At 64.5% G+C, this 21,454-nt stretch carries 21 protein-coding genes; 14 read left to right on the top strand and 7 right to left on the bottom strand.

Going from position 1 to position 21,454, the window contains the following annotated elements; translation table 11 throughout:
• The first annotated feature begins 67 nt into the window (after nt 1-67).
• The 6 genes from BKY26_RS11850 to BKY26_RS11825 are packed head-to-tail and all read left to right on the top strand — an operon-like array spanning nt 68 to nt 5,443.
• Nucleotides 68-835, top strand: a complete 768-nt coding sequence (locus tag BKY26_RS11850) for an ABC transporter ATP-binding protein (RefSeq protein ID WP_071690603.1) — start codon at nt 68-70, stop codon at nt 833-835.
• The gene (locus BKY26_RS11845) at nt 832-1,554 is read left to right on the top strand and encodes an ABC transporter ATP-binding protein (RefSeq protein WP_071690602.1); all 723 of its coding nucleotides are present in this window, start codon (nt 832-834) and stop codon (nt 1,552-1,554) included. The genes BKY26_RS11850 and BKY26_RS11845 overlap by 4 nt, the downstream gene beginning before the upstream one ends.
• On the top strand, nt 1,551-2,465 hold the full coding sequence (locus tag BKY26_RS11840; protein ID WP_071690601.1) for a branched-chain amino acid ABC transporter permease: 915 nt from the start codon (nt 1,551-1,553) through the stop codon (nt 2,463-2,465). The genes BKY26_RS11845 and BKY26_RS11840 overlap by 4 nt, the downstream gene beginning before the upstream one ends.
• Nucleotides 2,462-3,439, top strand: coding sequence for a branched-chain amino acid ABC transporter permease (locus BKY26_RS11835; RefSeq protein ID WP_071690600.1), 978 nt, complete (start codon nt 2,462-2,464; stop codon nt 3,437-3,439). The genes BKY26_RS11840 and BKY26_RS11835 overlap by 4 nt, the downstream gene beginning before the upstream one ends.
• A gap of 7 nt (nt 3,440-3,446) precedes the next feature.
• Nucleotides 3,447-4,706, top strand: a complete 1,260-nt coding sequence (locus BKY26_RS11830; RefSeq protein WP_071690599.1) for an ABC transporter substrate-binding protein — start codon at nt 3,447-3,449, stop codon at nt 4,704-4,706.
• Between the two features lie 50 nt (nt 4,707-4,756).
• Nucleotides 4,757-5,443: an aspartate dehydrogenase domain-containing protein gene (locus BKY26_RS11825; protein ID WP_131541851.1), complete on the top strand. Its 687-nt coding sequence runs from the start codon at nt 4,757-4,759 to the stop codon at nt 5,441-5,443.
• Nucleotides 5,444-5,469: 26 nt separating this feature from the next.
• Here the strand turns inward: BKY26_RS11825 and BKY26_RS11820 are convergent, their stop codons facing one another.
• The gene (locus BKY26_RS11820; protein ID WP_071690597.1) at nt 5,470-5,838 is read right to left on the bottom strand and encodes a hypothetical protein; all 369 of its coding nucleotides are present in this window, start codon (nt 5,836-5,838) and stop codon (nt 5,470-5,472) included.
• Nucleotides 5,839-5,942: 104 nt separating this feature from the next.
• Nucleotides 5,943-6,815: an HAD-IIA family hydrolase gene (locus BKY26_RS11815; protein WP_071690596.1), complete on the bottom strand. Its 873-nt coding sequence runs from the start codon at nt 6,813-6,815 to the stop codon at nt 5,943-5,945.
• A gap of 268 nt (nt 6,816-7,083) precedes the next feature.
• Between BKY26_RS11815 and BKY26_RS11810 the strand changes: the two genes are divergently transcribed.
• The 6 genes from BKY26_RS11810 to BKY26_RS11785 all read left to right on the top strand — a co-directional run bounded on the left by BKY26_RS11810 (nt 7,084) and on the right by BKY26_RS11785 (nt 13,335).
• The gene (locus tag BKY26_RS11810) at nt 7,084-7,707 is read left to right on the top strand and encodes a helix-turn-helix domain-containing protein (protein ID WP_071690595.1); all 624 of its coding nucleotides are present in this window, start codon (nt 7,084-7,086) and stop codon (nt 7,705-7,707) included.
• Between the two features lie 225 nt (nt 7,708-7,932).
• Complete coding sequence (locus BKY26_RS11805; protein WP_071690594.1) at nt 7,933-8,826, top strand: class II glutamine amidotransferase; 894 nt, start codon at nt 7,933-7,935, stop codon at nt 8,824-8,826.
• Nucleotide 8,827: 1 nt separating this feature from the next.
• Nucleotides 8,828-9,505: a GltB/FmdC/FwdC-like GXGXG domain-containing protein gene (locus BKY26_RS11800; RefSeq protein WP_071690593.1), complete on the top strand. Its 678-nt coding sequence runs from the start codon at nt 8,828-8,830 to the stop codon at nt 9,503-9,505.
• Nucleotides 9,506-9,516: 11 nt separating this feature from the next.
• Nucleotides 9,517-10,860, top strand: coding sequence for an FMN-binding glutamate synthase family protein (locus BKY26_RS11795; RefSeq protein WP_071690592.1), 1,344 nt, complete (start codon nt 9,517-9,519; stop codon nt 10,858-10,860).
• Nucleotides 10,861-10,936: 76 nt separating this feature from the next.
• Nucleotides 10,937-12,265, top strand: a complete 1,329-nt coding sequence (glnT, locus tag BKY26_RS11790) for a type III glutamate--ammonia ligase (RefSeq protein ID WP_071690591.1) — start codon at nt 10,937-10,939, stop codon at nt 12,263-12,265.
• 29 nt (nt 12,266-12,294) lie between these two features.
• Nucleotides 12,295-13,335 (top strand): GlxA family transcriptional regulator, encoded by a 1,041-nt coding sequence (locus tag BKY26_RS11785; RefSeq protein ID WP_071690590.1) that lies wholly within the window; start codon nt 12,295-12,297, stop codon nt 13,333-13,335.
• Nucleotides 13,336-13,378: 43 nt separating this feature from the next.
• Here BKY26_RS11785 and BKY26_RS11780 read toward each other — a convergent pair whose 3' ends face one another.
• The 4 genes from BKY26_RS11780 to BKY26_RS11765 all read right to left on the bottom strand — a co-directional run bounded on the left by BKY26_RS11780 (nt 13,379) and on the right by BKY26_RS11765 (nt 17,959).
• Nucleotides 13,379-13,906 (bottom strand): RidA family protein, encoded by a 528-nt coding sequence (locus BKY26_RS11780; protein WP_131541850.1) that lies wholly within the window; start codon nt 13,904-13,906, stop codon nt 13,379-13,381.
• Nucleotides 13,899-15,785: a TRAP transporter permease gene (locus BKY26_RS11775; protein WP_071690589.1), complete on the bottom strand. Its 1,887-nt coding sequence runs from the start codon at nt 15,783-15,785 to the stop codon at nt 13,899-13,901. Before BKY26_RS11775 ends, BKY26_RS11780 begins: the two co-directional genes overlap by 8 nt.
• A 118-nt stretch (nt 15,786-15,903) precedes the next feature.
• Nucleotides 15,904-16,914, bottom strand: a complete 1,011-nt coding sequence (locus tag BKY26_RS11770; protein WP_083431427.1) for a TAXI family TRAP transporter solute-binding subunit — start codon at nt 16,912-16,914, stop codon at nt 15,904-15,906.
• Between the two features lie 130 nt (nt 16,915-17,044).
• Nucleotides 17,045-17,959 carry a LysR family transcriptional regulator gene (locus BKY26_RS11765; RefSeq protein ID WP_071690587.1) on the bottom strand — a complete coding sequence of 305 codons (915 nt, stop codon included), beginning with the start codon at nt 17,957-17,959 and terminating at the stop codon, nt 17,045-17,047.
• A 232-nt stretch (nt 17,960-18,191) separates the two neighbouring features.
• On the opposite strand from BKY26_RS11765, the gene BKY26_RS11760 reads away from it, so the two are divergent.
• Nucleotides 18,192-19,811 carry a 5-guanidino-2-oxopentanoate decarboxylase gene (locus tag BKY26_RS11760; protein ID WP_131541849.1) on the top strand — a complete coding sequence of 540 codons (1,620 nt, stop codon included), beginning with the start codon at nt 18,192-18,194 and terminating at the stop codon, nt 19,809-19,811.
• Here the strand turns inward: BKY26_RS11760 and BKY26_RS11755 are convergent.
• Nucleotides 19,796-20,740, bottom strand: a complete 945-nt coding sequence (locus BKY26_RS11755; protein ID WP_071690586.1) for a glutathione S-transferase family protein — start codon at nt 20,738-20,740, stop codon at nt 19,796-19,798. The two genes, BKY26_RS11760 and BKY26_RS11755, sit on opposite strands and share 16 nt — an antisense overlap.
• Nucleotides 20,741-20,927: 187 nt before the next feature.
• Here BKY26_RS11755 and BKY26_RS11750 point away from each other — a divergent pair, with 187 nt between their 5' ends.
• Entirely contained in the window at nt 20,928-21,389 is a 462-nt protein-coding gene (locus BKY26_RS11750; protein ID WP_071690604.1) for a (2Fe-2S)-binding protein, read from the top strand.
• Nucleotides 21,390-21,454: the final 65 nt, after the last annotated feature.

Below are 21,454 nucleotides of genomic sequence, written 5' to 3'. Positions count from 1 at the left end.
GCGGCCGCCACGGGCGGATCATGAAATACAACCTCAACACCAACCCCGCCGACAAGGTGCACGGATCATGACTGACGTGGCCCTGTCTCTTGCCGGGCTGACCCGCGATTTCGGCCCCTTCCGGGCCGTGGACGGGGTGACGTTGGACATCCGCAAGGGCAGCATCACGGGGCTGATCGGCCCCAATGGCGCGGGGAAGACGACGCTGTTCAACATGGTTGCGGGCAGCCTGAAGCCCTCCAGCGGCACCGTGTCCCTGAACGGGCAGGACATCACCGGCAAACCGCCGGAGGCACTTTTCGCACTCGGCCTTGCCCGCACCTTCCAGATCCCCCGCCCCTTCCGGCGGATGAGCGTGCTGGACAACCTGATGCTGGCCCCGCCCGCGCAGGTGGGCGAAACGGTATCCGGCGCGCTCTTTCGCCGGGGCCGCGTGGCCGAACAGGAACGCAAGCTGCGCGCGAAGGCCGAGGAAATCCTCGATTTCGTGACGCTGTCCCACCTTGCCGACCACCCGGCGGGCAAGATCTCGGGCGGGCAGATGAAACTGCTGGAACTAGGTCGCGCGCTGATGGGTGACCCATCGGTGATCCTGCTCGATGAACCGGCGGCGGGGGTGAACCCGTCGCTGACCAACATCCTGATCGACCGGATCGAACAGTTGAACCGGCGCGGCGTGACCTTCGTGGTGATCGAGCACGACATGGATTTCGTCATGCGCCACTGTGACCCGGTGATCGCGCTGGCCGAGGGCAAGGTCATGTTCCAGGGCACCGCCGAGGAGGCCCGCGTGAACCCCGAGCTTCTGGACGCCTATCTGGGGGCGCCCGCATGACCGCGTTGCGCATCGAACAGCTTGAGGCCGGCTATGTGCGCGATCTGCCGATCCTGCGCAACGTGGACCTCGTAGCGGAACACGCCAAACTGACCGTCATCATCGGCCCGAACGGGGCCGGGAAATCGACGCTGATCAAGGCAATTGCGGGTCTTGTGCCGGTCAATGCGGGGCGCGTGATGCTGGGAGAGGCCGACATCACCGGCCTGCGCCCGGACCTGATGGGGTCGCACGGGCTGGCCTATGTGCCACAGACCGACAACATCTTCCGCCACCTCACGATCCGCGAAAACCTGTTGCTGGTCCTGCGCCGCGCACCCGACCGCACCGCGCGGCTGGAGGAGCTTTACGATCTGTTCCCGGCCCTGCGCGACAAGCGCGGCGAGCGCGCGGGCGCGTTGTCAGGCGGACAGCGGCAGATGCTGGCGGTGGCCATGGCGCTGGCGAACCGGCCCTCGGTGATCCTGCTCGATGAACCCTCTGCCGGGCTATCCCCCAAGATCGCCGCCGAGGTGCTGGACCTGACGCGCGGCCTAACCGATCAGGGCGTGACGGTGCTGCTGGTCGAACAGAACGTGAAACAGGCGCTGCGCGTGGCCGATCACTGCTACATCCTCGCCGAAGGGCGCAACCAGATCGACGGACCCGCAGCGCAGATCGCGGCCGATCCGGTGGTGGGCGAGATCTACCTTGGCGGCAAGCGCATGGTGGCGTCATGATTCAGAGCATCCTCGACGGCATCCTCACTGGCGCGATCATTTCCCTCGGTGCGATTGGGCTGACCCTGATCATGCATATGCTGCGCTTCGCCAATTTCGCCTATTCAGAACTGCTGGCCATCGGCGCCTATGCGGCGCTGGTCTTTGACCGGCTCTTTTCCGCGCTGGTGCCGGTGCTGGACGAGGCCTTTGCGCCCCTGACCCTGACCGGTGCGCTGGCCCTGTCGATGGTCATCGCCATGGTGCTGACCGGGCTGTCTGCCGTGGTGATCGACTGGCTGGTGTTCCGCCGCATCCGGCAAAAGGCCGACCCGCTGTCGATGGTCTTTGCCAGTTTCGGCGTGGCGCTGATCATCCGCAACGTGATCGTGCTGATCTTCGGCCATCATGCACAGCTCTATTCGCAGGAGATCGCCCGCGCGACCATCCTCAGCTTCGACCCGCTGATCCTGATCAAGCCCGATCAGGTCTTCGTGCTGGTGCTGGCGCTGGTGCTAATGCTGGCGCTGCATCTTGTCCTGACCCGCACCACATTCGGCTTCGCCCTGCGTGCGGTGGCCGAAAACCCGGCGCTGGCGCAGGTTGCGGGGGTGCGTCTGACAACCGTGATCGCGGCGGTCTGGATCATCGCGGGCAGCCTGTCGGCGGCGGCGGGCACGCTTTATGCGCTGACCAACCAGCTGAACCCGATGATCGGGCCGGTCTTCCTGCTGCCGGTCTTTGCGGCCACTATCGTGGGCGGCATCGGCAGTGTCTACGGCGCGGTTCTGGGCGGCTTCATTGTCGGCATCGCCTCTGGCCTTGCGCTGTTGGTGCTGCCCTCGGGCTACGCACCGGCGATGCCGTTTCTCATCATTCTGGCGGTGCTGCTGGTGCGCCCTCAGGGCCTGTTCGGGGAGGATCAAAGATGATCGGCGTGGTGTCCTACCTGACGTTCTTCCTGACAATGGCCGGGATCATGGCCATCATCACCCTCGGGCTGAATCTGCAATGGGGCTACACCGGGCTGTTCAATGGCGGCGTGGTCGCGTTCTTCGGGGCCGGGGCCTATGGCACGATGATCCTTGGCGGGCCGGCTGAACCCGGCCAGTTCGGCGGCTTCGGTCTGCCCTATCTGGTGGCGCTTGGCGGGGGCATTCTGCTGGCGGCGGCGCTGGCCTGGGTGGTGGGGCTGCTGACGCTGCGGCTGAGGCACGACTATCTGGCCATTTCCACCTTCGGCGTGGCCGTGGCGCTGGAATCGCTGGCCCGCAATTCCCAATGGCTGACCGGAGGCGCGCGCGGCATGCGTGGCTTTCCACGCCCGTTCGAAGCGGTGATCGAGAGCAACTTCCTCTTTGGTGTCGTCTTCCTGCTGATCGTGCTGGCGGTTCTGGCCCTGGTCTGGTGGGGGATCGAACGGCTGGTGCATTCGCCCTTCGGCCGCGCCCTGCGCGCCATCCGCGAGGATGAGACCGCCGCCCGCGCACTTGGCAAGAGCCCGACGCGTCTGCGCCTGTGGTCGCTGGTCATCGGTGCGGCGATCATGGGTGCGGGCGGCGGGCTATATGTCTCCTACACTGCCTTTGTCAGCCCGCAGGACCTGCTGCCGATCCTGACCTTCCAGATCTGGGCCATGCTGATCGTCGGCGGCGCGGGCAACAATCGCGGCGCGGTGCTTGGCGCGGTGCTGATCTGGGGGGCCTGGACGCTCAGCGGATTTGCCCTGACCCGGCTTGTGCCCGACTCGATGCAGCTTGACGCGGGCTCGATCCAGTACATCCTCATTGGTACCCTGATCGTTTCCATGTTGCTCTGGCGGCCAGAGGGGCTGCTGCCGGAACGCATATCCAACCCCCGAAACACGACGGCCGGCAAGGCCGCACCCACATCCAACAAGGAGTAGACTGACCATGAAACGACATATACTCGGACTGGCCGGTGCCTCGGCGCTGGCAATCGGCCTTCAAACCGGCGCCGCACTGGCGCAGGATTGCAGCGTGAATGTCGGCACGCTTTACCCGACCTCGGTCGACTGGGGCCGCCCGATCGCGGAAACCGCCCTTTGGGTCGGCGAGATGATCAACGAGGCGGGCGGCGTCGATGGCTGCGATGTCAACATGATCCTGCGTGACGACCAGAACGACGGTCGCGTCGGCGTCGATGCGGCGCGCGCGCTGGTCGATATCGACCAGGTGCAGCTGCTGATCGGCACCGTGTCCTCGGGCATCACCATCCCGATCCTGACTTCGGTGACCGCGCCCGCGGGCGTCATGCAGATGTCATGCTGCTCGTCCTCGACCCGGCTGACGGAAATCGCCGCCTCGGGTGAGGCGCGCGGGCTGTGGTTCCGCACCTTTGCCACCGCCGACGTGCAGGCCGCCGTTGCAGCGATGCTGGCGCGCGATGCGGGGATCGAAAGCATTACCGTGGTCTACAAGAATGACGACTGGGGACAGGATATCGGCCGCATGGCCGCCGCCGCGTTCGAGGCCGTGGGGATCGAGGTGCATGCCTCCATCGCGCTGAACGACGCGCAGCCAAGCTACCGCGCCGAAGCCACGCAGGCCCTGCGCGACCAGCCCGGCGCGCTCTATCTGGCGCTCTATCCGACCGAGGGGATTTCCTTCGTGCGCGAATGGCTGGGTCTTGGCGGCACGTCGGTCATGATCGGGGCGAACTCGCTGCGCTCCGACGATTTCCGCACGACCGTCGGCCTTGCCAATCTCGGCGATTTCGTCGGCACCGACACCTCCAGCCCGCGCGTGCCGAGCGCCGAGGCCTTCGTCGATGCCTATGCCGCACATTTCGGGTCCGCCCCGAGCGGTCCGGGCCTGGCCAACAGCTTTGACGCGGCAGCCATTGCGCTGCTGGCCTACCACGCGGCAGGCCGTGACGCGACGGGTACAGAGATTGCGGCACAGGTGCCGCGTGTGACCGACCCCGATGGCGAGGCGATCCCGGCCACGGTTGAAGGATTTGCCCAGGCCATGGCGATCCTGTCCGAGGGCGGGTCCGTGTCCTACCAAGGCGCGACCGGCGCGGTGACCTTCGATGCCAACGGCAATGTGTCGGCCCCGGCCGTGTCCTGGGTCTTCGATGACAGCGGCATGGCCGAACAGAGCTACATCTCGCTGGAAGAGGTCTCTGGCTTCATGGCGTCGATCAACTGACACCCTTGCCCGGCCCCATCGCGGGGCCGGGCGCAGTCTTCGCGCAGCGGATGACCCGTTCCCAAACCAAGCTGGTCCTGATCGGACGCGGCCGGATCGGCAGGGACGTCACGGCCCACTTGCCAGAGCGTCACGGCTACTGCGTCGAGGCGGTCCTTGGACGCGACGCCCGCCACCTTCCCCAAGCCGACATCACCATCGACATGGCCGGACCGGACGCCCTGCGCCAATTCGGCGTGGAGGCACTGTCACATGGGGATTTGTGGACGGTCGGCGCCGCCGCCCTGGTCGACCCCGACCTGCGCGACAGGCTGCAACGCGCCGCACTGCAAAGCGGCCACAGGCTGAGACTGTTCACCGGCTGGATTTCCGGGCCGCTTCTGTGCCCTCCGGGTCTGCCTGCGAAACTGTTTGTCCGGCAATATGCGCCCGGTCTTGCGGACCGCCCCGGCCCGGTGTTTCGCGGACCGCTGGCCGAGGCGGCGGATCGCTTTCCAGATCACCTCAACACCGCCATGGCCAGCGCCATCTGCGGCCCCGGCATCGACGCGACCCATGTTACCCTGATCTCCACCCCGGAAGGTGGCGCGCATCGCATTGCCGCGCGGTTCGTCATGCCGGGCCAGACCATCCGCACGGATATCCGTTTCGATAGGCCCGGCCCGCATCCGGTGGCCTCGGCGATCCTCGCCGCGCTTGCGCGCAGGGCTGCGCCGCTCACCCTTGGCGGATACTGAACGCCCTCCCCCCGCACCGGATCGTTTCAGCGCACCCAGATCGCCTGGTTGCGGACCATGCCTTCGGTGTTGAAACGGTGATGAAAGCTAAGCCTGTAGCCCTGCGCCGTCAGACCGGCATTGGTTTCGGCGAAGCTGCTGTCGGATTGGCCATGGCGGGCAACCCAGGATATGCCAGCAGGCGTGGGCGCGAATGTCGCCTGATAGCGGACATGGCCATAGACGAGCCCTGCCTCCACCGAAACGGGCATATATCCCGCCGGAACCACGCTGTCGAAATAGGCCTGGTAGTCCTGACTTGTCAGCCAGTCGGTTGTGGTCTGGGCGCTTGCGACACTGCCGAACAGGGACAGCGCAAGCACAAGCGATAGTCTCGTCAGGAAACTGCGGGTCATGAATATGGTCTCCGGGAAAGGGGTGAACGTGGAAATTCGTGCCAAAGCCTATCACGAAAGACGGTGACGCGCATGCGCCATGTGAGGGCCTGCGCGACGCGTGGCTAGATCCGCGCCACGCGCCAATCCGGGACGATCCCGGATCGCTGCTCATAGGGGCCGGTCTCCTCCCCGGCAAAGAGCCCGTCAGCCGTCACCAGCACGCTGCGCCAGCCCTGTGCCGCAGCACCCAGAATATCGGTGTGCAAACTGTCGCCGCACATGGCGATCCTGTCGGCGGGCACCCCGGGCAGGGTGGCGGTCACGAGGTCGTAGACATCCGGGAAGGGTTTGCCGAACAGCCGGACATCGCCCGGCAGGCCGCGTGCGTAGTGCCCCGGCTCCAGCGTCAGGCCGGTTTCGCGCGGCGCGACGAGATCCGCGTTGCCGATCAGGACCGGCCGGGGTCGGCGGCCAAGGCTGGCCTGCAAGAGCGTCTGCCGGTGGTCGGACCAATCGCTGGTCGACAGGAACAGGATTCCTTCCGCGCGGTCGTAGACGTCTGCGGACTCTCCCAACCTCAGGACCGGGAATGGCAGGTCCTCAAGCGCATCTTCCGGTGCCGCAATTACCCCCCAAAGCCGCTCATCCATCGCGCGCAAGGTTGCGTCGCGACTGGTGATCAGCTCATCCTCGGCCAATGGAAAGCCAAGCCGGGCGAATTTTGCGAAGGCCGCCATGCGGTCATAGCTGGCAGCGTTTGACAGAACCCGGATCAGCTTGCCCCTGGCCCGCAATTGCGCCACGCGCTCGGCGGCGCCGGGGATCGGGCTGTCACCGACATTGAGCACCCCGAACGCATCGAAGACAAACGCGTCCACGCCGTCGGCGATATCCATAATCGAGCCGATATCCTGACCCGCACCCGCAGCGGGCATGGCTGGCAGAAGATGGCGAATGGCCTCGTAGGCGTCGAACGCATCGGCGGCGGTCTTCATCGCGGTCCTTTCCTGTGTGGCGACGCGGCTTGCGAAGGCGATGGACGCCCGTGGCGCGCAGTTAGGGGCCGTGCGGATCGCGGGTCAAGCAAGTTACGCCCTGCGCCCGCCGGATGTGCAGACCGACACAAGGCCGCGTGCACGAGCGTCCATTGCAGACCTCTTTGCCGGGCCAAAACGCCCTGCACAACCGGTTGCCGGTTCCAAACGGCCTGTCAGTCGGTTTAGATGATCCTGACATCGGGCCCGAACAGGCAGGACGAGATCCTTGGCAAAGCTGAAACAGAACCCGCATCGGCAAGCAGATGACCGCGAAAAGGTGCTGGAAGTGGCCATCGGCCGCGAAGTCCGGGGGTTTCGCCTGCAACAGAACATCACCGTTGCGGAACTGGCCGGGCTGACAGGACTTTCCATCGGGATGCTGTCGAAGATCGAAAACGGCAATACCTCGCCTTCCCTGACCACGCTGCAAACCTTGGCCAATGCCCTGTCGGTGCCGCTGACCGCATTCTTCCGCCGCTTCGAGGAGCATCGCGAAGCGGTTCACACCAAGGCAGGCGAAGGGGTGGAAACCGCGCGGGAAGGCACCCGCGCAGGGCATCAGTACAACCTGCTTGGTCATATCGGAGCAAATGCCAGCGGTGTCATGGTGGAACCCTACCTGATCACGCTGACCGAGGAATCCGATGTCTTCCCGACGTTCCAGCATGGCGGGATCGAGACGATCTACATGCTGGAGGGCGAGGTGATGTATCGCCATAGCGACCGGCTCTATCATCTGCGCCCCGGCGACACGCTGTTCTTCGATGCCGATGCGCCACACGGGCCAGAGATCCTCAAGGCCCTGCCCGCGCGCTACCTCTCGATCATCTCCTATCCGCAGACAACCTGACCACGCGCGCTGATTCCGGGCGAAGCCCTGGTCATGGGGCGTATCCCTGCCCGTTTCCCGTTCATTTCCAGCATCATTTGCCTGATCCGACGGCAAAACCGGTTCTGATGTCGGATTTTCCTTGCAAAATTGCCCCTTGTGAAAAATTTATTCCTTAGGGTTTATGCGGGCACCGTCTGCTGATAGCCTATCGGCCAGACCACTCTTTGAAAGGAAGATGCACAGATGTGCGGGATCGTTGGATTGTTCCTGAAGGATAAGGCGCTGGAGCCACAGCTTGGCGCGATGCTGACGGAAATGCTGATCACCATGACCGACCGGGGGCCGGACAGCGCCGGGATTGCCATCTATGGCGCGGCGGGAAACCGGGCCAAGCTGACGGTGCAATCGGACAATCCCGATCAGGATTTCGCGACGCTGGCCAAAGAGCTTGAAGAGGCACTGGGCGCGCCGGTCACGCTGCGCGCGAACGACACCCATGCGGTTCTGGAACTTCCCGCCGATCAGGTCGAAGCCGCCCGCACGGCGATCGCAGACCGCCCCGGTCGCATAAGGGTGATGAGCGATGGTGACGTGATCGAGATTTACAAAGAGGTCGGCCTGCCGCGCAATGTGGCCAGCCGCTTCAACCTGCCCTCCATGTCCGGCACCCACGGCATCGGGCACACCCGCATGGCCACCGAAAGCGCGGTCACGACCGAGGGTGCGCATCCGTTTTCCACCGGGCCGGATCAGTGCCTGGTGCATAACGGGTCTCTGTCCAACCACAACAGCCTGCGCCGGAAACTGCGGCGCGAGGGGGTCAGGATCGAGAGCGAGAATGACACTGAAGTGGGCGCCGCCTACCTGACCTGGAAGATGCAGAACGGTGCGACCCTTGGCGAGGCGCTGGAAGCCTCGCTGACCGATCTCGATGGGTTCTTCACCTTCGTTGTCGGCACCAAGGAAGGCTTCGGCGTGGTCCGCGACCCCATCGCCTGCAAACCCGCCGTCATGGCCGAAACCGATCAATACGTCGCCTTCGGCAGCGAATACCGCGCGCTGGTGAACCTGCCGGGCATCGACGCGGCCCGCGTCTGGGAACCCGAGCCCGCCACCGTCTATTTCTGGAGCCACTGAGATGAGCCAGATCGACCTAGCCACCACCTCGCTGCGCGAGTTGAACGAAACCCTTCAGGCGCAGAAAGGCGGCGACAACCAGACCGCGTGGGAGATCTTGAACCCCCGTGGCAGCCACGCGCTGGCCGTGGGTCTGGACGCCCCGATTGAAGTGACCGTGAAGGGCCATACCGGCTATTACTGCGCTGGCATGAACCAGCAGGCGACCGTGCATGTGGAAGGCTCCGTCGGCCCCGGCGTTGCCGAAAACATGATGTCGGGTGCGGTGATCGTCGAGGGCGATGCAAGCCAATATGCAGGCGCCACCGGGCATGGCGGGCTTCTGGTGATCAAGGGCAACGCCTCGTCTCGCTGCGGGATCTCCATGAAGGGGATCGACATCGTGGTTCAGGGCAATATCGGCCATATGTCGGCCTTCATGGCGCAGGCGGGGAACCTCGTCGTGTGTGGTGATGCAGGCGACGCGCTTGGGGATTCGCTCTACGAGGCGCGGCTCTTTGTGCGCGGGTCGGTGAAAAGCCTTGGCGCGGATTGCATCGAGAAAGAGATGCGCGCCGAACATCTGGAGCTACTGGCTGACCTGCTGGACCGCGCTGGCGTGGACGCCAAGCCGGAAGAGTTCCGCCGCTACGGCTCGGCCCGCAAGCTTTACAATTTCGACATCGACAACGCCTATTGAGGACGAGGACCATGAGCGATCAAGACCACAAGATCCCCCGCACCGTCCCCATCCAGTCGGTGACGTTTTCCAACCCGATCAACGCCGAGATCCGCCGCGCGGCGGCGACCGGCATCTATGACATTCGCGGCGGCGGCGCGAAACGCCGGGTGCCGCATTTCGACGACCTGCTGTTCCTTGGCGCGTCGGTGTCCCGCTACCCGCTGGAAGGCTACCGCGAACGCTGCGACACCTCTGTGACGCTTGGCACCCGCTTTGCCAAGAACCCGATCAAGCTGGACATCCCCATCACCATCGCAGGCATGAGCTTCGGCGCGCTGTCGGCACAGGCGAAAGAGGCGCTCGGGCGCGGGGCGAGTGCGGCTGGCACCTCCACCACCACCGGCGACGGCGGCATGACGCCCGAGGAACGCGGCCATTCCAGCAAACTGGTCTATCAGTATCTGCCCTCGCGCTACGGGATGAACCCCGATGACCTGCGCAAGGCCGATGCGATTGAAATCGTCGTGGGTCAGGGCGCAAAACCCGGCGGCGGCGGCATGTTGCTGGGTCAGAAGATCAGCGACCGGGTGGCCGAAATGCGCACGCTGCCCAAGGGGATCGACCAGCGGTCCGCCTGCCGCCACCCCGACTGGACGGGGCCCGATGATCTGGAAATCAAGATCCTCGAACTGCGCGAAATCACCGGCTGGCGGGTGCCGATCTATGTGAAGGTTGGCGGCACACGGCCTTATTTCGACACGGCATTGGCGGTGAAAGCGGGCGCTGACGTGGTGGTGCTGGACGGGATGCAGGGCGGCACCGCCGCAACGCAGGATGTGTTCATCGAACATGTGGGCCTGCCGACGCTGGCCTGCATCCGCCCCGCCGTGCGCGCCTTGCAGGATCTGGGACTGCACCGCGAGGTTCAGCTTGTGGTCTCTGGCGGCATCCGCACCGGGGCCGATGTGGCCAAGGCGCTGGCGCTTGGTGCGGATGCGGTTGCCATCGGCACCGCCGCACTGGTCGCGCTTGGCGACAATGACCCGAAATGGGAAGACGAATACCAAAAGCTTGGCACCACCACCGGGGCCTATGACGACTGGCACGAGGGGCTGGACCCGGCGGGCATCACCACGCAGGACCCGGTGCTTGCCGCCCGGCTCGACCCGGTCGAAGGGGGGCGGCGGCTGCGCAACTACCTCAAGGTCATGACGCTGGAGGCCCAGACCATCGCGCGGGCCTGCGGACATAACCACCTGCACAATCTGGAACCCGAGGACCTTTGCGCCCTGACGATGGAGGCCGCCGCCATGGCGCAGGTGCCTCTGGCGGGCACAGACTGGTACCCCGGCAAACCGGGCAGCGGATACTGATACAAGGCGGCGCGGGGTGTGACCTCGCGCCGTTTTCACGCATAAAGACAGCAACAGGGAAACGGGAAACGACGACATGACACTTGATCTGGCAGCCTACGCAGCAGAGCGCGGCATCAAATATTTCATGATCTCCTTCACCGACCTTTTTGGCGGGCAGCGGGCCAAACTGGTGCCCGCGCAGGCAATTGCCGACATGCAGGCGGATGGCGCGGGATTTGCGGGCTTTGCCACATGGCTCGACATGACGCCCGCCCATCCCGACATGCTGGCGGTGCCGGATTCGTCCTCCGTCATCCAACTGCCCTGGAAGCCGGAGGTCGCCTGGGTCGCCTCCAACTGCGTGATGGAAGGCGAAGACGTCGCCCAGGCCCCACGTAATGTGCTGCGCCGGTTGATTGCCGAGGCCGCGGAAATGGGGCTGCATGTCAAAACCGGGGTGGAGGCCGAGTTCTTCCTGCTCACCGCCGATGGCGAGCAGATTTCTGACGAATACGATACCGCCGCCAAACCCTGCTACGACCAACAGGCGGTGATGCGCCGCTATGACGTGGTGCGCGAGATCTGCGACTACATGCTCGATCTTGGCTGGGGCCCCTACCAGAACGACCACGAGGACGCGAATGGCCAGTTCGAGATGAACTGGGAGTTTGACGACGTGCTGGCCACCGCCGACAAGCACAGCTTCTTCAAGTTCATGGTCAAGTCGGTTGCCGAAAAGCACGGTTTGCGCGCCACCTTCATGCCGAAGCCGGTCGAGGGTCTGACCGGCAATGGCTGCCATGTTCATGTGTCTGTTTGGGACGCGCCCGGCGATGCCGCCAGCACCAATGCCTTTGCGGGCGACGGGGACGGGCCGACCGGCGAGGTTGGGCTGTCGGCCCCCGGCAAGCATTTCCTGGGCGGCATCATGAGCCACGCCAGCGCATTGGCCGCGATCACCAATCCGACGGTGAACAGCTACAAACGCATCAATGCACCGCGCACCATGTCCGGGGCCACCTGGGCGCCCAATACCGTAACATGGACCGGCAACAACCGCACCCATATGGTCCGCGTGCCCGGCCCCGGCCGGTTCGAGCTGCGCCTGCCCGATGGCGCGGCAAACCCCTACCTGCTGCAAGCGGTGATCATCGCGGCGGGCCTCGACGGCATCCGCAAAGAGGCCGACCCCGGCAAGCGATACGACATCGACATGTATGCCGAAGGCCACAAGGTGCGCGGTGCGCCGAAACTGCCGCTGAACATGCTGGACGCCCTGCGCGCCTTTGACCGCGACAAGGGGTTGAAGGCGGCCATGGGCGAAGAGTTCTCGGCGGCTTTCCTGAAGCTCAAGCATCAGGAATGGAACGACTTCGTGTCCCATTTCAGCCGATGGGAAAAGGAAAACACGCTGGATATCTGATCCGGCAATCTGGGAGGAACGCAAGGCTCATGCCCCGAGAAAAGCCAATTCGCTTCGGCTTCCTGCTGCTGCCGGGCTTTCCGATGTCTTGCCTGACCTCGGCAATCGAGCCCCTGAGGGTGGCCAACGAGATCGCCGAACGCAAAGTCTTCGACTGGTGTCTTGTCAGCGAGGATGGTGGGGCGGTCCGGTCCAGCGCGCGGGTTGGCTTTGACGCCGACCACGCGCTGCCCGATACGGTCGGGCTGGACTACCTGTTCGTTCTCAGCGCCCCGGACAGCGCGTTTGCAAGCAGATCCGCAAGCCAAGGCCGGCTGCGGCATCTGGCGCGGCACGGGTCGGTGCTCGGGGCGATTAGTGGCGGTGTTTTCCCGCTGGCGCGTGCCGGTCTTCTGAACGATCACCGGGTCAGCGTGCATTGGTGCTATCGCGCCGCCTTCGTGGCCGAGTTTCCGGCCATCGAGTCGTCCGACGAGGTGATCGTGGTGGATCGCGCCCGCCAGACCGCCTCCGGCTCGGCGGCGGCGTTCGACCTGATGCTGCATCTGATCGGGGACCGGCTCGGCCCGGATGTGTCCACCGAGGTGGCCTGCTGGTTCCAGCATCCGATCATCCGCAGCACCGGCGTGCAGCAACGGGTGCCGACATTGTACGCCGACAGCACCATCGATTGCGTGCCGGAACCCGTGCGCCGGGCGATCGCGCTGCTGAATGACCATATCGAGGACACGATCAGCATCGCCGAAGTGGCAGAGCGCATGAACATGTCACAGCGTCAGCTGGAACGCCGGTTCAAAAGCGCCACGGGGCAAAGCCCGTCCGTCTACTACCGCACGCTTCGGATGAAGGCCGCGCGGCAGCTGGTGCGGTTTTCGACGCGGCCCATCACCGATATCGCCGTCGAGGTCGGATGCACGAATGCGTCGCAGCTGTCGAAGAACTACCGGTCCGTCTTCGGTCTGTCGCCGTTCGAGGATCGCCGCAACAACGTGGCCTTCCGCGACACCGGGCCGACGAATGGCCAGACGGCCAGCGCGTTCACGCGTCCGGCATTCTCTCTTCGGCAGTAACCAAGCAGGAAGTGCCTGGCACTGCCTTCCTGTCCGCCGTAATTCATCCGCTCATGGCATCGACCCGGACTGGCGACATCAGAGAAGCCGTCACCTCGACCAGAACCGGCGCATTGCGGGGCAGGCTTTTCACGCCGATCACGGACCGCGTGTGCCGTCCCCTGTCGCCAAGCATCTCGATCAGGTAGGTGGAGGCACCGTCGGCAACTGCCGATATGTCCTGAAACCCGTCATCATGGGCGATATAGCAGGTCAGGCGCAGAATCCGTCTCAGGTTCTCCAGCCCGCCCGCCGAGTGGTTCAACCAGGCCAGCGCCTGTTCCGCACAGATGCGCGCGGCCATGGCGGCCTCGGTGCAGCTGACGTCCATGCCGACCTTGCCGACAACCGCAAGCTGCCCCGCCTGCTTCGGGATCTGACCGGCCAGAAAGGCAGTCGTGCCGTCGATGATCACCAGCTCATAGGGGTATTGCGTCCCTTCCGGTTTGGGCAAGCGACCCGCGACAGCGGCAAGATCACCGCGAGAGCCCATCAGCATTGTCGTCATCCGGCTTGGGTTCGGCTCAGTCACGGGGCTCTCCTTTCAGGCGATGCAGGGACCAGCCCGACCACTGGATCGACCAGACGCCGATGCACAGGACGATGGCGACCGCGCTCAGAACATGGTTCGGGGCGATCAGCAGGGCCGCCGCAAGCATCAGCGTGCCACGGCCGATCCAGCCAAGCGCCCGGCCGCCAAGCCACCCCGTCAGGGCGATGGACAAACACACGATGGCGGCGGCCGATCTTGACAGCACCTCCAGCAGATCGCCCCATCCGCCCTGCCCTAGAAGCACCGGATTGGCGACGAACAGAAAGGGGATGACATAGGCGGGCATGCCCAATGCGAAGGCGCGCCATCCGACAGAGGTGGAACTCGATCCGGCAATCGGCGCGGCTGCGAAGGCCGCCACCGCGACGGGCGGGGTGATCTGGCCCAGAACAGCATAGTAGAACACGAATAGATGCGCCGACAGTGGCGTCGCCCCGAGCTCGACCAGCGCGGGGGCGACCAGCGTGGCCTGGATGATATAGGCGGGCGTCGTCGGCATCCCCATGCCGAAGATAAAGGCCGCGATCATGGCAAGGAACAGCGCGGCATAGAGATTGCCATTGGCAAAGGCGATGACAAGGCTGCTGAAGCGAAACCCGAGCCCTGAAATCTGGACGATGCCCACGATGATCCCCGCCGAGGCGCAGGCAATGGCGACCGTCATGGCGGCGCGGGCCCCGAGGTTCAACCCTTCGGCCAGCACCATGGGCGACACCCAGGTCGAGCGCCGCAGGAAGGGCGTCACCAGCGTTGCCACCACGCCGTAGAAGGCCGACAGGCTGGGGGTGTAGCCCATCATCAGGAACGTGGTGATGACGATCAGGGGCAAGATAAAGGTCCAGCCAGCCGAGAATTCCCGCATCGTCGCGCCCTTTTCGACGCGCTCCAGCGGTTGCAAACCGTGCTTGAGCGCTTCCCAGTGGACCGCCACGAAAAGTGACAGGAAGAACAGAACGGCAGGCAATGCGGCAGCGGTGATCACCTCCTGGTAGTTGATGCCCAGAATTGCCGCCATCAGGAAGGCGGCGGCGCCCATGATCGGCGGCGTGATCTGCCCGCCGGTCGATGCCACGGCCTCGACAGCGCCCGCGAAGGTCTTGGGGTAGCCGAGTTTCTTCATCATCGGGATGGTGATCGCCCCGGTGGTCGCAACATTGGCCACGGAACTGCCCGACATCATGCCCATCAGGGCACTGGCCACCACGGCCATCTTGGCCGGGCCGCCCCGCGTTGCACCGGTCGCGGCCTTGGTGACGTTGACGAAGAAATCGCCGCCGCCGATCACCTGCAAGAGCGCGCCGAACACCACGAAGAGAAAGATGAAACTGGTGGACACCCCAAGCGCGACCCCGAAGATGCCTTCGAAGCTGAAATACATCTGGTCCACGAACTCGTTGAGGTCGACGCCGCTATGGGCCAGCGGTCTGAGAAATCCGATATGGCGCAGCTCTGGCCCGATGAAGCCGTAGAGAATGAAGATCAGGCACAGCGCCGTAATCGCCATGCCAAGCGCGCGCCGGGTCAGTTCCAGCACCACCACGATGGTGCCTATGGCTACAAACAGCTCAATCGGCGTCGCATCCCGCGTCCATGGCGGGCGCACTACGATCGACGCGTGGTTGACGACAAGGTAGCCCAGGCAGACGACCGAAAGCGCGATCAGGGCGAGGTCGACCGCCTTCTGAACGGCACCGCCCTTCATGCCATAGATCAGGAAGCCGATCACCAGCGCCAGCAACAGATGCGTCCCGCGCACGATCAGATCGGGAAACAGGGTCAGGGGCGAGGCGACGAGAAGATGGAAAAGCGCCATCGCCACCGCCAGCACCGTCACCGTTCTTTCCAGGGGGATGGGCATTGGGGTCACCTAAGCTTCGCTGCGGGCATCACTGGCCCGCCAGCCGTAAACATCGGACATCAGGGGGGCAGAGGTCACGAGCGGCAACAAAGCATCACCGCTCGTGACCAGAGGTGTCTCAGTCGAGGCGAGGATCATCCATCGGGATGCCCTGCTCTTCGTAGAACCGGGCCGCGCCGGGGTGGATCGGTACGAACATGCCACGTCCAGCGGTATCCTGCTCGATATATTGCAGCAGGGCATGGGTCTGCTGGAACCGGTCGAGATTGTTCCAGATCGCAGAGGTCACCCGGTAGGCCGTGTCGTCGCTCATGTCGTCGGAGGCAAACAGGAAGGTCGTGGTCCCCACGGTCAGCGCCGGTTCGCTCTGGCCTTGATAGAGCCCCACCGGCAATGTCACTTCCGCGAAGCCCGAACCGTGCAGGTCCAGGTATTCCGCCACACGCTCCTCATCCAGCGAAAGCACCCGGATCTCACGCGCCGTTTCCGTCGCCAGAACCGTGGAATGGGGATAGAGCGCAACCCACATCACCGCATCCAGCTGGCCGTCCCGCAAGGCGCTTTGCGATTCCGCCCAGCTCAGCGGATGCACCTGGCCGCCACCGGCCTCGATATCCTCGATGCTCATGTCGTAGACCGACAGCAGGTTGTTGAAGGCCAGCCACGATGTCTGGCCGGGCTGGCCGGCGCTGATCTGACGACCGACCAGATCCTCGACCGAGTGAATGTCGGACTCGGCATCGACCCAGATCTGGATCGCGCTCGGGAAGAAGGTCATCAGCCCGCGCACGTTCTGGATCGGGCTGTCAGGTGTCGCCGGGTCGCGCCCGGCCCAGGCATCCGCTGCGTTGCTGGCTGAGGTGATGCCCAGATCGACATCGCCCGACGACACCCGCAGCAGGTTGGGGCCGGATCCGCCGGGTTGCACGCCGATGATGCTGTCGGCGAACTCGCCGCGCAGCAGATCGCCAAGGCCGGTTGCGACCACGTTGAAGGTGCCGCCGCTTGGGCCACCGCCGATATTCAGAAAGTCAGGATCCTGTGCAAAACCCGGCGAGGTCACGGACAAGGCGAGAGCGATGCCGCCTGCCGCAGCAAGCAATCCGCGTCGATTGATCGAATTAGTCATGGGAAGTCCTCCTGGTTCGGATACCCCAAGGGACACATGATTCCACGGATTGTGCTAAGCATTTTATGAGCATTTCTGATATAAAATGATAATCTATAAGTAAATCGAATAACAAGATAACCCGCCGGTATCAAAGTGCCGCCGGTTTCTCCCATCTTGGTCTGAGGGTTTCCTTCATATGCTCCACGAAATGCTCGGCTGCGGGCGTCAGGGATCGCCCCTGCCGGGTGATCAACCCAAGCTCTCGAAACAGCGGCGGGTTCAAAAGGGTCCGGAACACCACGTCGTTCTCGATCGGGTTCACCGACATCTTCGGCAGCGCCGCAATCCCCAGATTGGTCTTCAGCAGCGACAGAACCGTCGCGATGTTCGACACCTCGATCCAAGGGGAACTGACGTTGTCAGGCTGATCGACGAGTGTGTCCAGCAGCGGCCGCAACCCCGTATCGGCGGCGAAGGAGATGAACGGATAACCGGCCAGGTCTTTCCAGGTTAGCGGGCCCGTTTCCCCGGCCAGGGGGTGCGACTTATGAACGACCGCCCCGAACGGATCGCGCAGCAAGGGTTCGAACTGCACCCCCGCAACGTGATCGGTCCGCCCTGCCACCCCCAGATCGACCTCGCCGCTCAGCACGCGGTCACACACACCGGTGGAATTGTCATCGCGCAAGGAAATGCGGGTCTTGGGAAAGGCCGCGGAAAAGCTTTGAATCGTGCGCGGCAGAACAACCGTGGCGACCGAGGGCAGCACCGCCACCGCGACGCTGCCTTGTGTCCCGTCCGCGGCGGCGTGGAAATCGGCCAGCGTTGTATCGAGGTCGTTCAGCGTGCGCTCGATCCCCGGCAGAAAGGTCGCGCTGGCCTTGGTCAGGGCCAGAACTTTCGTGGACCGGTCGAACAGCTTCAGGCCAAGGGCCTCTTCCAGTTGCCGGATCGCCATTGTCACCGACGGCTGCGAGGTGCCAAGCCGCTCTGCCGCGCGGGTGAAAGAGCCTTCCCGCGAGACCGCCACGAAGGCCCGAAGCTGTGCGAGGGTAATCTTCATCCTGTTCGCGCCGTCCTTCAATTTCGCGGGGGATGTCCCCGCGACAAAGCTGACGGCAGCAGGCCGGATTGTCGATTCCTTCTTTGCGCTTCTGCGCTGGCCCTCATACCGACCACGCGTATTTCAGGTCTCTTGGGCGCATGTAACGGCAGATCGGACTGCGAGGCGTGATGCTCTTGTGCAAGGCCGCACGCTCTGGAACAGTCGCCCGGTGAACACAGGGAGCAAAGCGATGACCGACGTGACTGGATTGACCGCAGGCATGTACCTGACCCGCCTTCTGGCGCTTTACGGGGTGGATACGGTCTTTGGCATCCCCGGTGTGCATACGGTGGAGCTCTATCGTGGCCTGCCCGGATCGGGCATTCGCCACATGACACCGCGCCATGAACAGGGGGCGGGGTTCATGGCCGACGGCTATGCACGGGTCAGCGGGCGGCCCGGTGTCTGTTTCATCATTTCCGGCCCTGGCATGACCAATATCGCCACCGCCATGGGGCAGGCCTATGGCGATTCCATCCCAATGCTGGTGATCTCGGCGGTAAACTCCCATGGCCGCATGGGTTCGGGCGAGGGCTGGCTGCATGAACTGCCGAACCAGCAGGCGCTTGTGTCCGGCGTGTCGGCCTTTTCACGCACGATCCACACGGTCGAGGAACTGGCCCCGGCGCTGGCGCAGGCCTTCGCGGTGTTCGAGGGCGGCAGGCCCCGGCCCGTGCATCTGGAAATTCCCATCAACATCATGACCGCGCCCGCCGATCACCTGCCGCTGCCCAAGGCGCCCATGCGGATCGCGCGGGCGGCCCCCGATGCAAGCGCGCTGGCCGAGGCGGCGGAGCTGTTGAACGGGGCCGAAGCGCCGGTGATCCTCGCTGGCGGCGGCGCGCGGAATGCGGTGGCGCTGCGGGCGCTGTCCGAGGCGCTGGACGCGCCAGTGGTGATGACCGCCAATGCCCGTGGCCTGCTGCCGCCCGACCATCCGCTTGGCGTGTCGCTGACCGCCTCGCAGCCGGAAACGCGGGCACTGGTGGCCAATGCCGACGTGGTGCTGGCGCTTGGCACCGAAATGGGGCGCACGGATTACGACATGTATGAGGATAACGGCTTCCGCATCCATGGCCGCATGATCCGCGTCGATGTGGACCCGGTGCAGATGGCCCGCAGCGCCGCGCCCGAGATCGGGATCGTGGCGGATGCGGCCACCACCACCGCAGCCTTACTGGACCTCGCCACGCCTGACCAACACAAGGACGGCGCAGCGCGGGCAATGGCGGCGTCAGCCGGGCGCATGGTGCTGGACGACGCCATGCGCGGCGATCTGGCGATGCTGGACTTGATCCGCGATACGCTGCCCGATGTGGTCATCATGGGCGACAGCAGCCAAGCGGTCTATGCGGGCAATCTGGGATTTGCCAGCGCCAAGCCGGGGCACTACCACAGTTCCACCACCGGCTTCGGGACATTAGGCTACGGCCTGCCCGCCGGGATCGGGGCGCGGATTGCCAGCGGCGGCCCCGTTGTGGTGCTGTCGGGCGATGGCGGGTTCCAGTTCTCCTCGCCCGAGATGGCCAGCGCCGTCGAGGCCGAGGCGCCGGTGATCGTCATGCTCTATGACAATTCCGGCTATGGCGAGATCAAGAGCTATATGGTCGCCAAGCAGATCGGCACCGTTGGCGTGGACCTCTATACGCCTGATCTGAAGGCGCAGGCGGAGGCCAGCGGATGGGCCGTGGCAGGCGTCGCGGACCCTGCGGAGTTGCCCGAGCTGTTGACGAAAGCCGCCGCCGATACCCGCCCGACGATGATCTACTACACCGACACGCTGCGCGAGGCGTTTCAGGCGGGGCTCTGACCCCGCCCATGCGGCGCTGACCAGTCGATGAGCGGCCCCGCCGGCACGATGCCAAGCGGGTTGCGCAGTTCTGACGGGGAAAAATAGCCCTGTTTGTAGATGTCGAATCGCACGGTGTCGGCCACCCCCGGCATGGCGTAAATCTCGCGCGCATAGGCCCAGAGATTGGGGTAATCCATCAGCCGCCTTATGTTGCATTTGAAGGCGTAGTGATAGGCCACGTCGAAGCGGGCGAGCGTCGGGAAGAGCCGGATATCGGCCTCGGTGAAGCGCTCGCCCATCAGGTAGCGGTTTGTCGCCAGATGGGCCTCGATCTCATCGAGCAGGTCAAAAACCTGCGCCACCGCCTCGTCATAGGCGGCCTGTGTCTTGGCGAACCCGGCGCGATAGACACCGTTATTAACGTCGCGATAGATGCGGGCGTTCCATGCCTCGATGCCGTAGCGTAAGGGTTCCGGTGCGAAATCGGGGCCGGGGAAGGCGTCGTTCAGCATCCGCACGATATCGGCGCTTTCGTTCGAAACCGGCTGGCGCGTTTCCCGGTCCCACAGAAGCGGCACGGTGATGCGGCCCGTGAAGGGCTGCGGTGTGCGGGCGTAGACCTTATGCAGGGCGGTGACGCCAAGCTCTGGATCGGCGAACTCCCCCTCCGCATCATAGACCCAGCCATCGGGTGTCCGGCGTGGCCGGGCATAGGCCACCGTGATCTGCTCTTGCAGACCTTTCAGCGCCCGGATCAGCAGCGCCCGATGCGCCCAGGGGCAGTTCCACGCGGCATAGAGGTGGTAGCGCCCCGGATCGGGGGTGAAGGGGCCGTCATGGGTGATCCAGTGCCGGATCGTGGCCTTCTGGCGCTGAAACTTGCCGTCTTCGGACGTGTCCGGGCCGGGGTCCTCGGCGTGGTAATTCCCGTCGATCATCAGGCCCATGGCTGCTCTCCTTTCCGTCGTCCCAACCTAGCTGCGCCCGGCGCGTGATCAAGCGCCGCCCCTGAACAGGTGCTGTGCGCCCGGGTGACGGCACGGAAAGCGAGAGAAATGGCGCAATCTGCAAGTGACATATGGCGGGGGCGTTCCTACCTATCCTGAAAGCCCCAATGCACAGACGAGGATGGTCATGCGGTTCACGGTCAATGGTGTCCCCCGCGAGGTGGATGTGGAAGGCGACATGCCCTTGTTGTGGGTGCTCAGGGATGAGCTGGGGATCGCAAGCGTCAAATATGGCTGCGGCATCGCCCAATGCGGGGCCTGCACGGTGCATGTGGATGGCATCGCCATGCGGTCCTGCCAATTGCCGGCCGACAGTCTGGAGGGCGCCGCAATCACGACCCTGGAGGGGCTTGCACCGGGCGAAACCCTACATGCGGTGCAGGAGGCATGGATCGCCCATCAGGTCGCGCAATGCGGCTATTGCCAGGCGGGTCAGATGATGCAGGCCGCCGATCTTTTGGCCACCGTGCCGGACCCCACGGATGCCGATATCGACGATTTCATGGGCGGCAACCTGTGCCGCTGCGGCACCTATCCGCGCATCCGCGCCGCCATTCACGACGCCGCCGCGCGTCTGAGCGAGGGCTGAACCATGTCGCGTGTTGGAACGATTGCCCGCCGCAGTTTCCTCATTGGCTCCGCCGTTCTGGCGGG

This window comes from Nioella sediminis, assembly GCF_001879695.1.
Taxonomy (GTDB): domain Bacteria; phylum Pseudomonadota; class Alphaproteobacteria; order Rhodobacterales; family Rhodobacteraceae; genus Nioella; species Nioella sediminis.
Note: the sequence above shows the minus strand (reverse complement) of the source record. Positions and strands in the feature narration are given on the sequence as shown.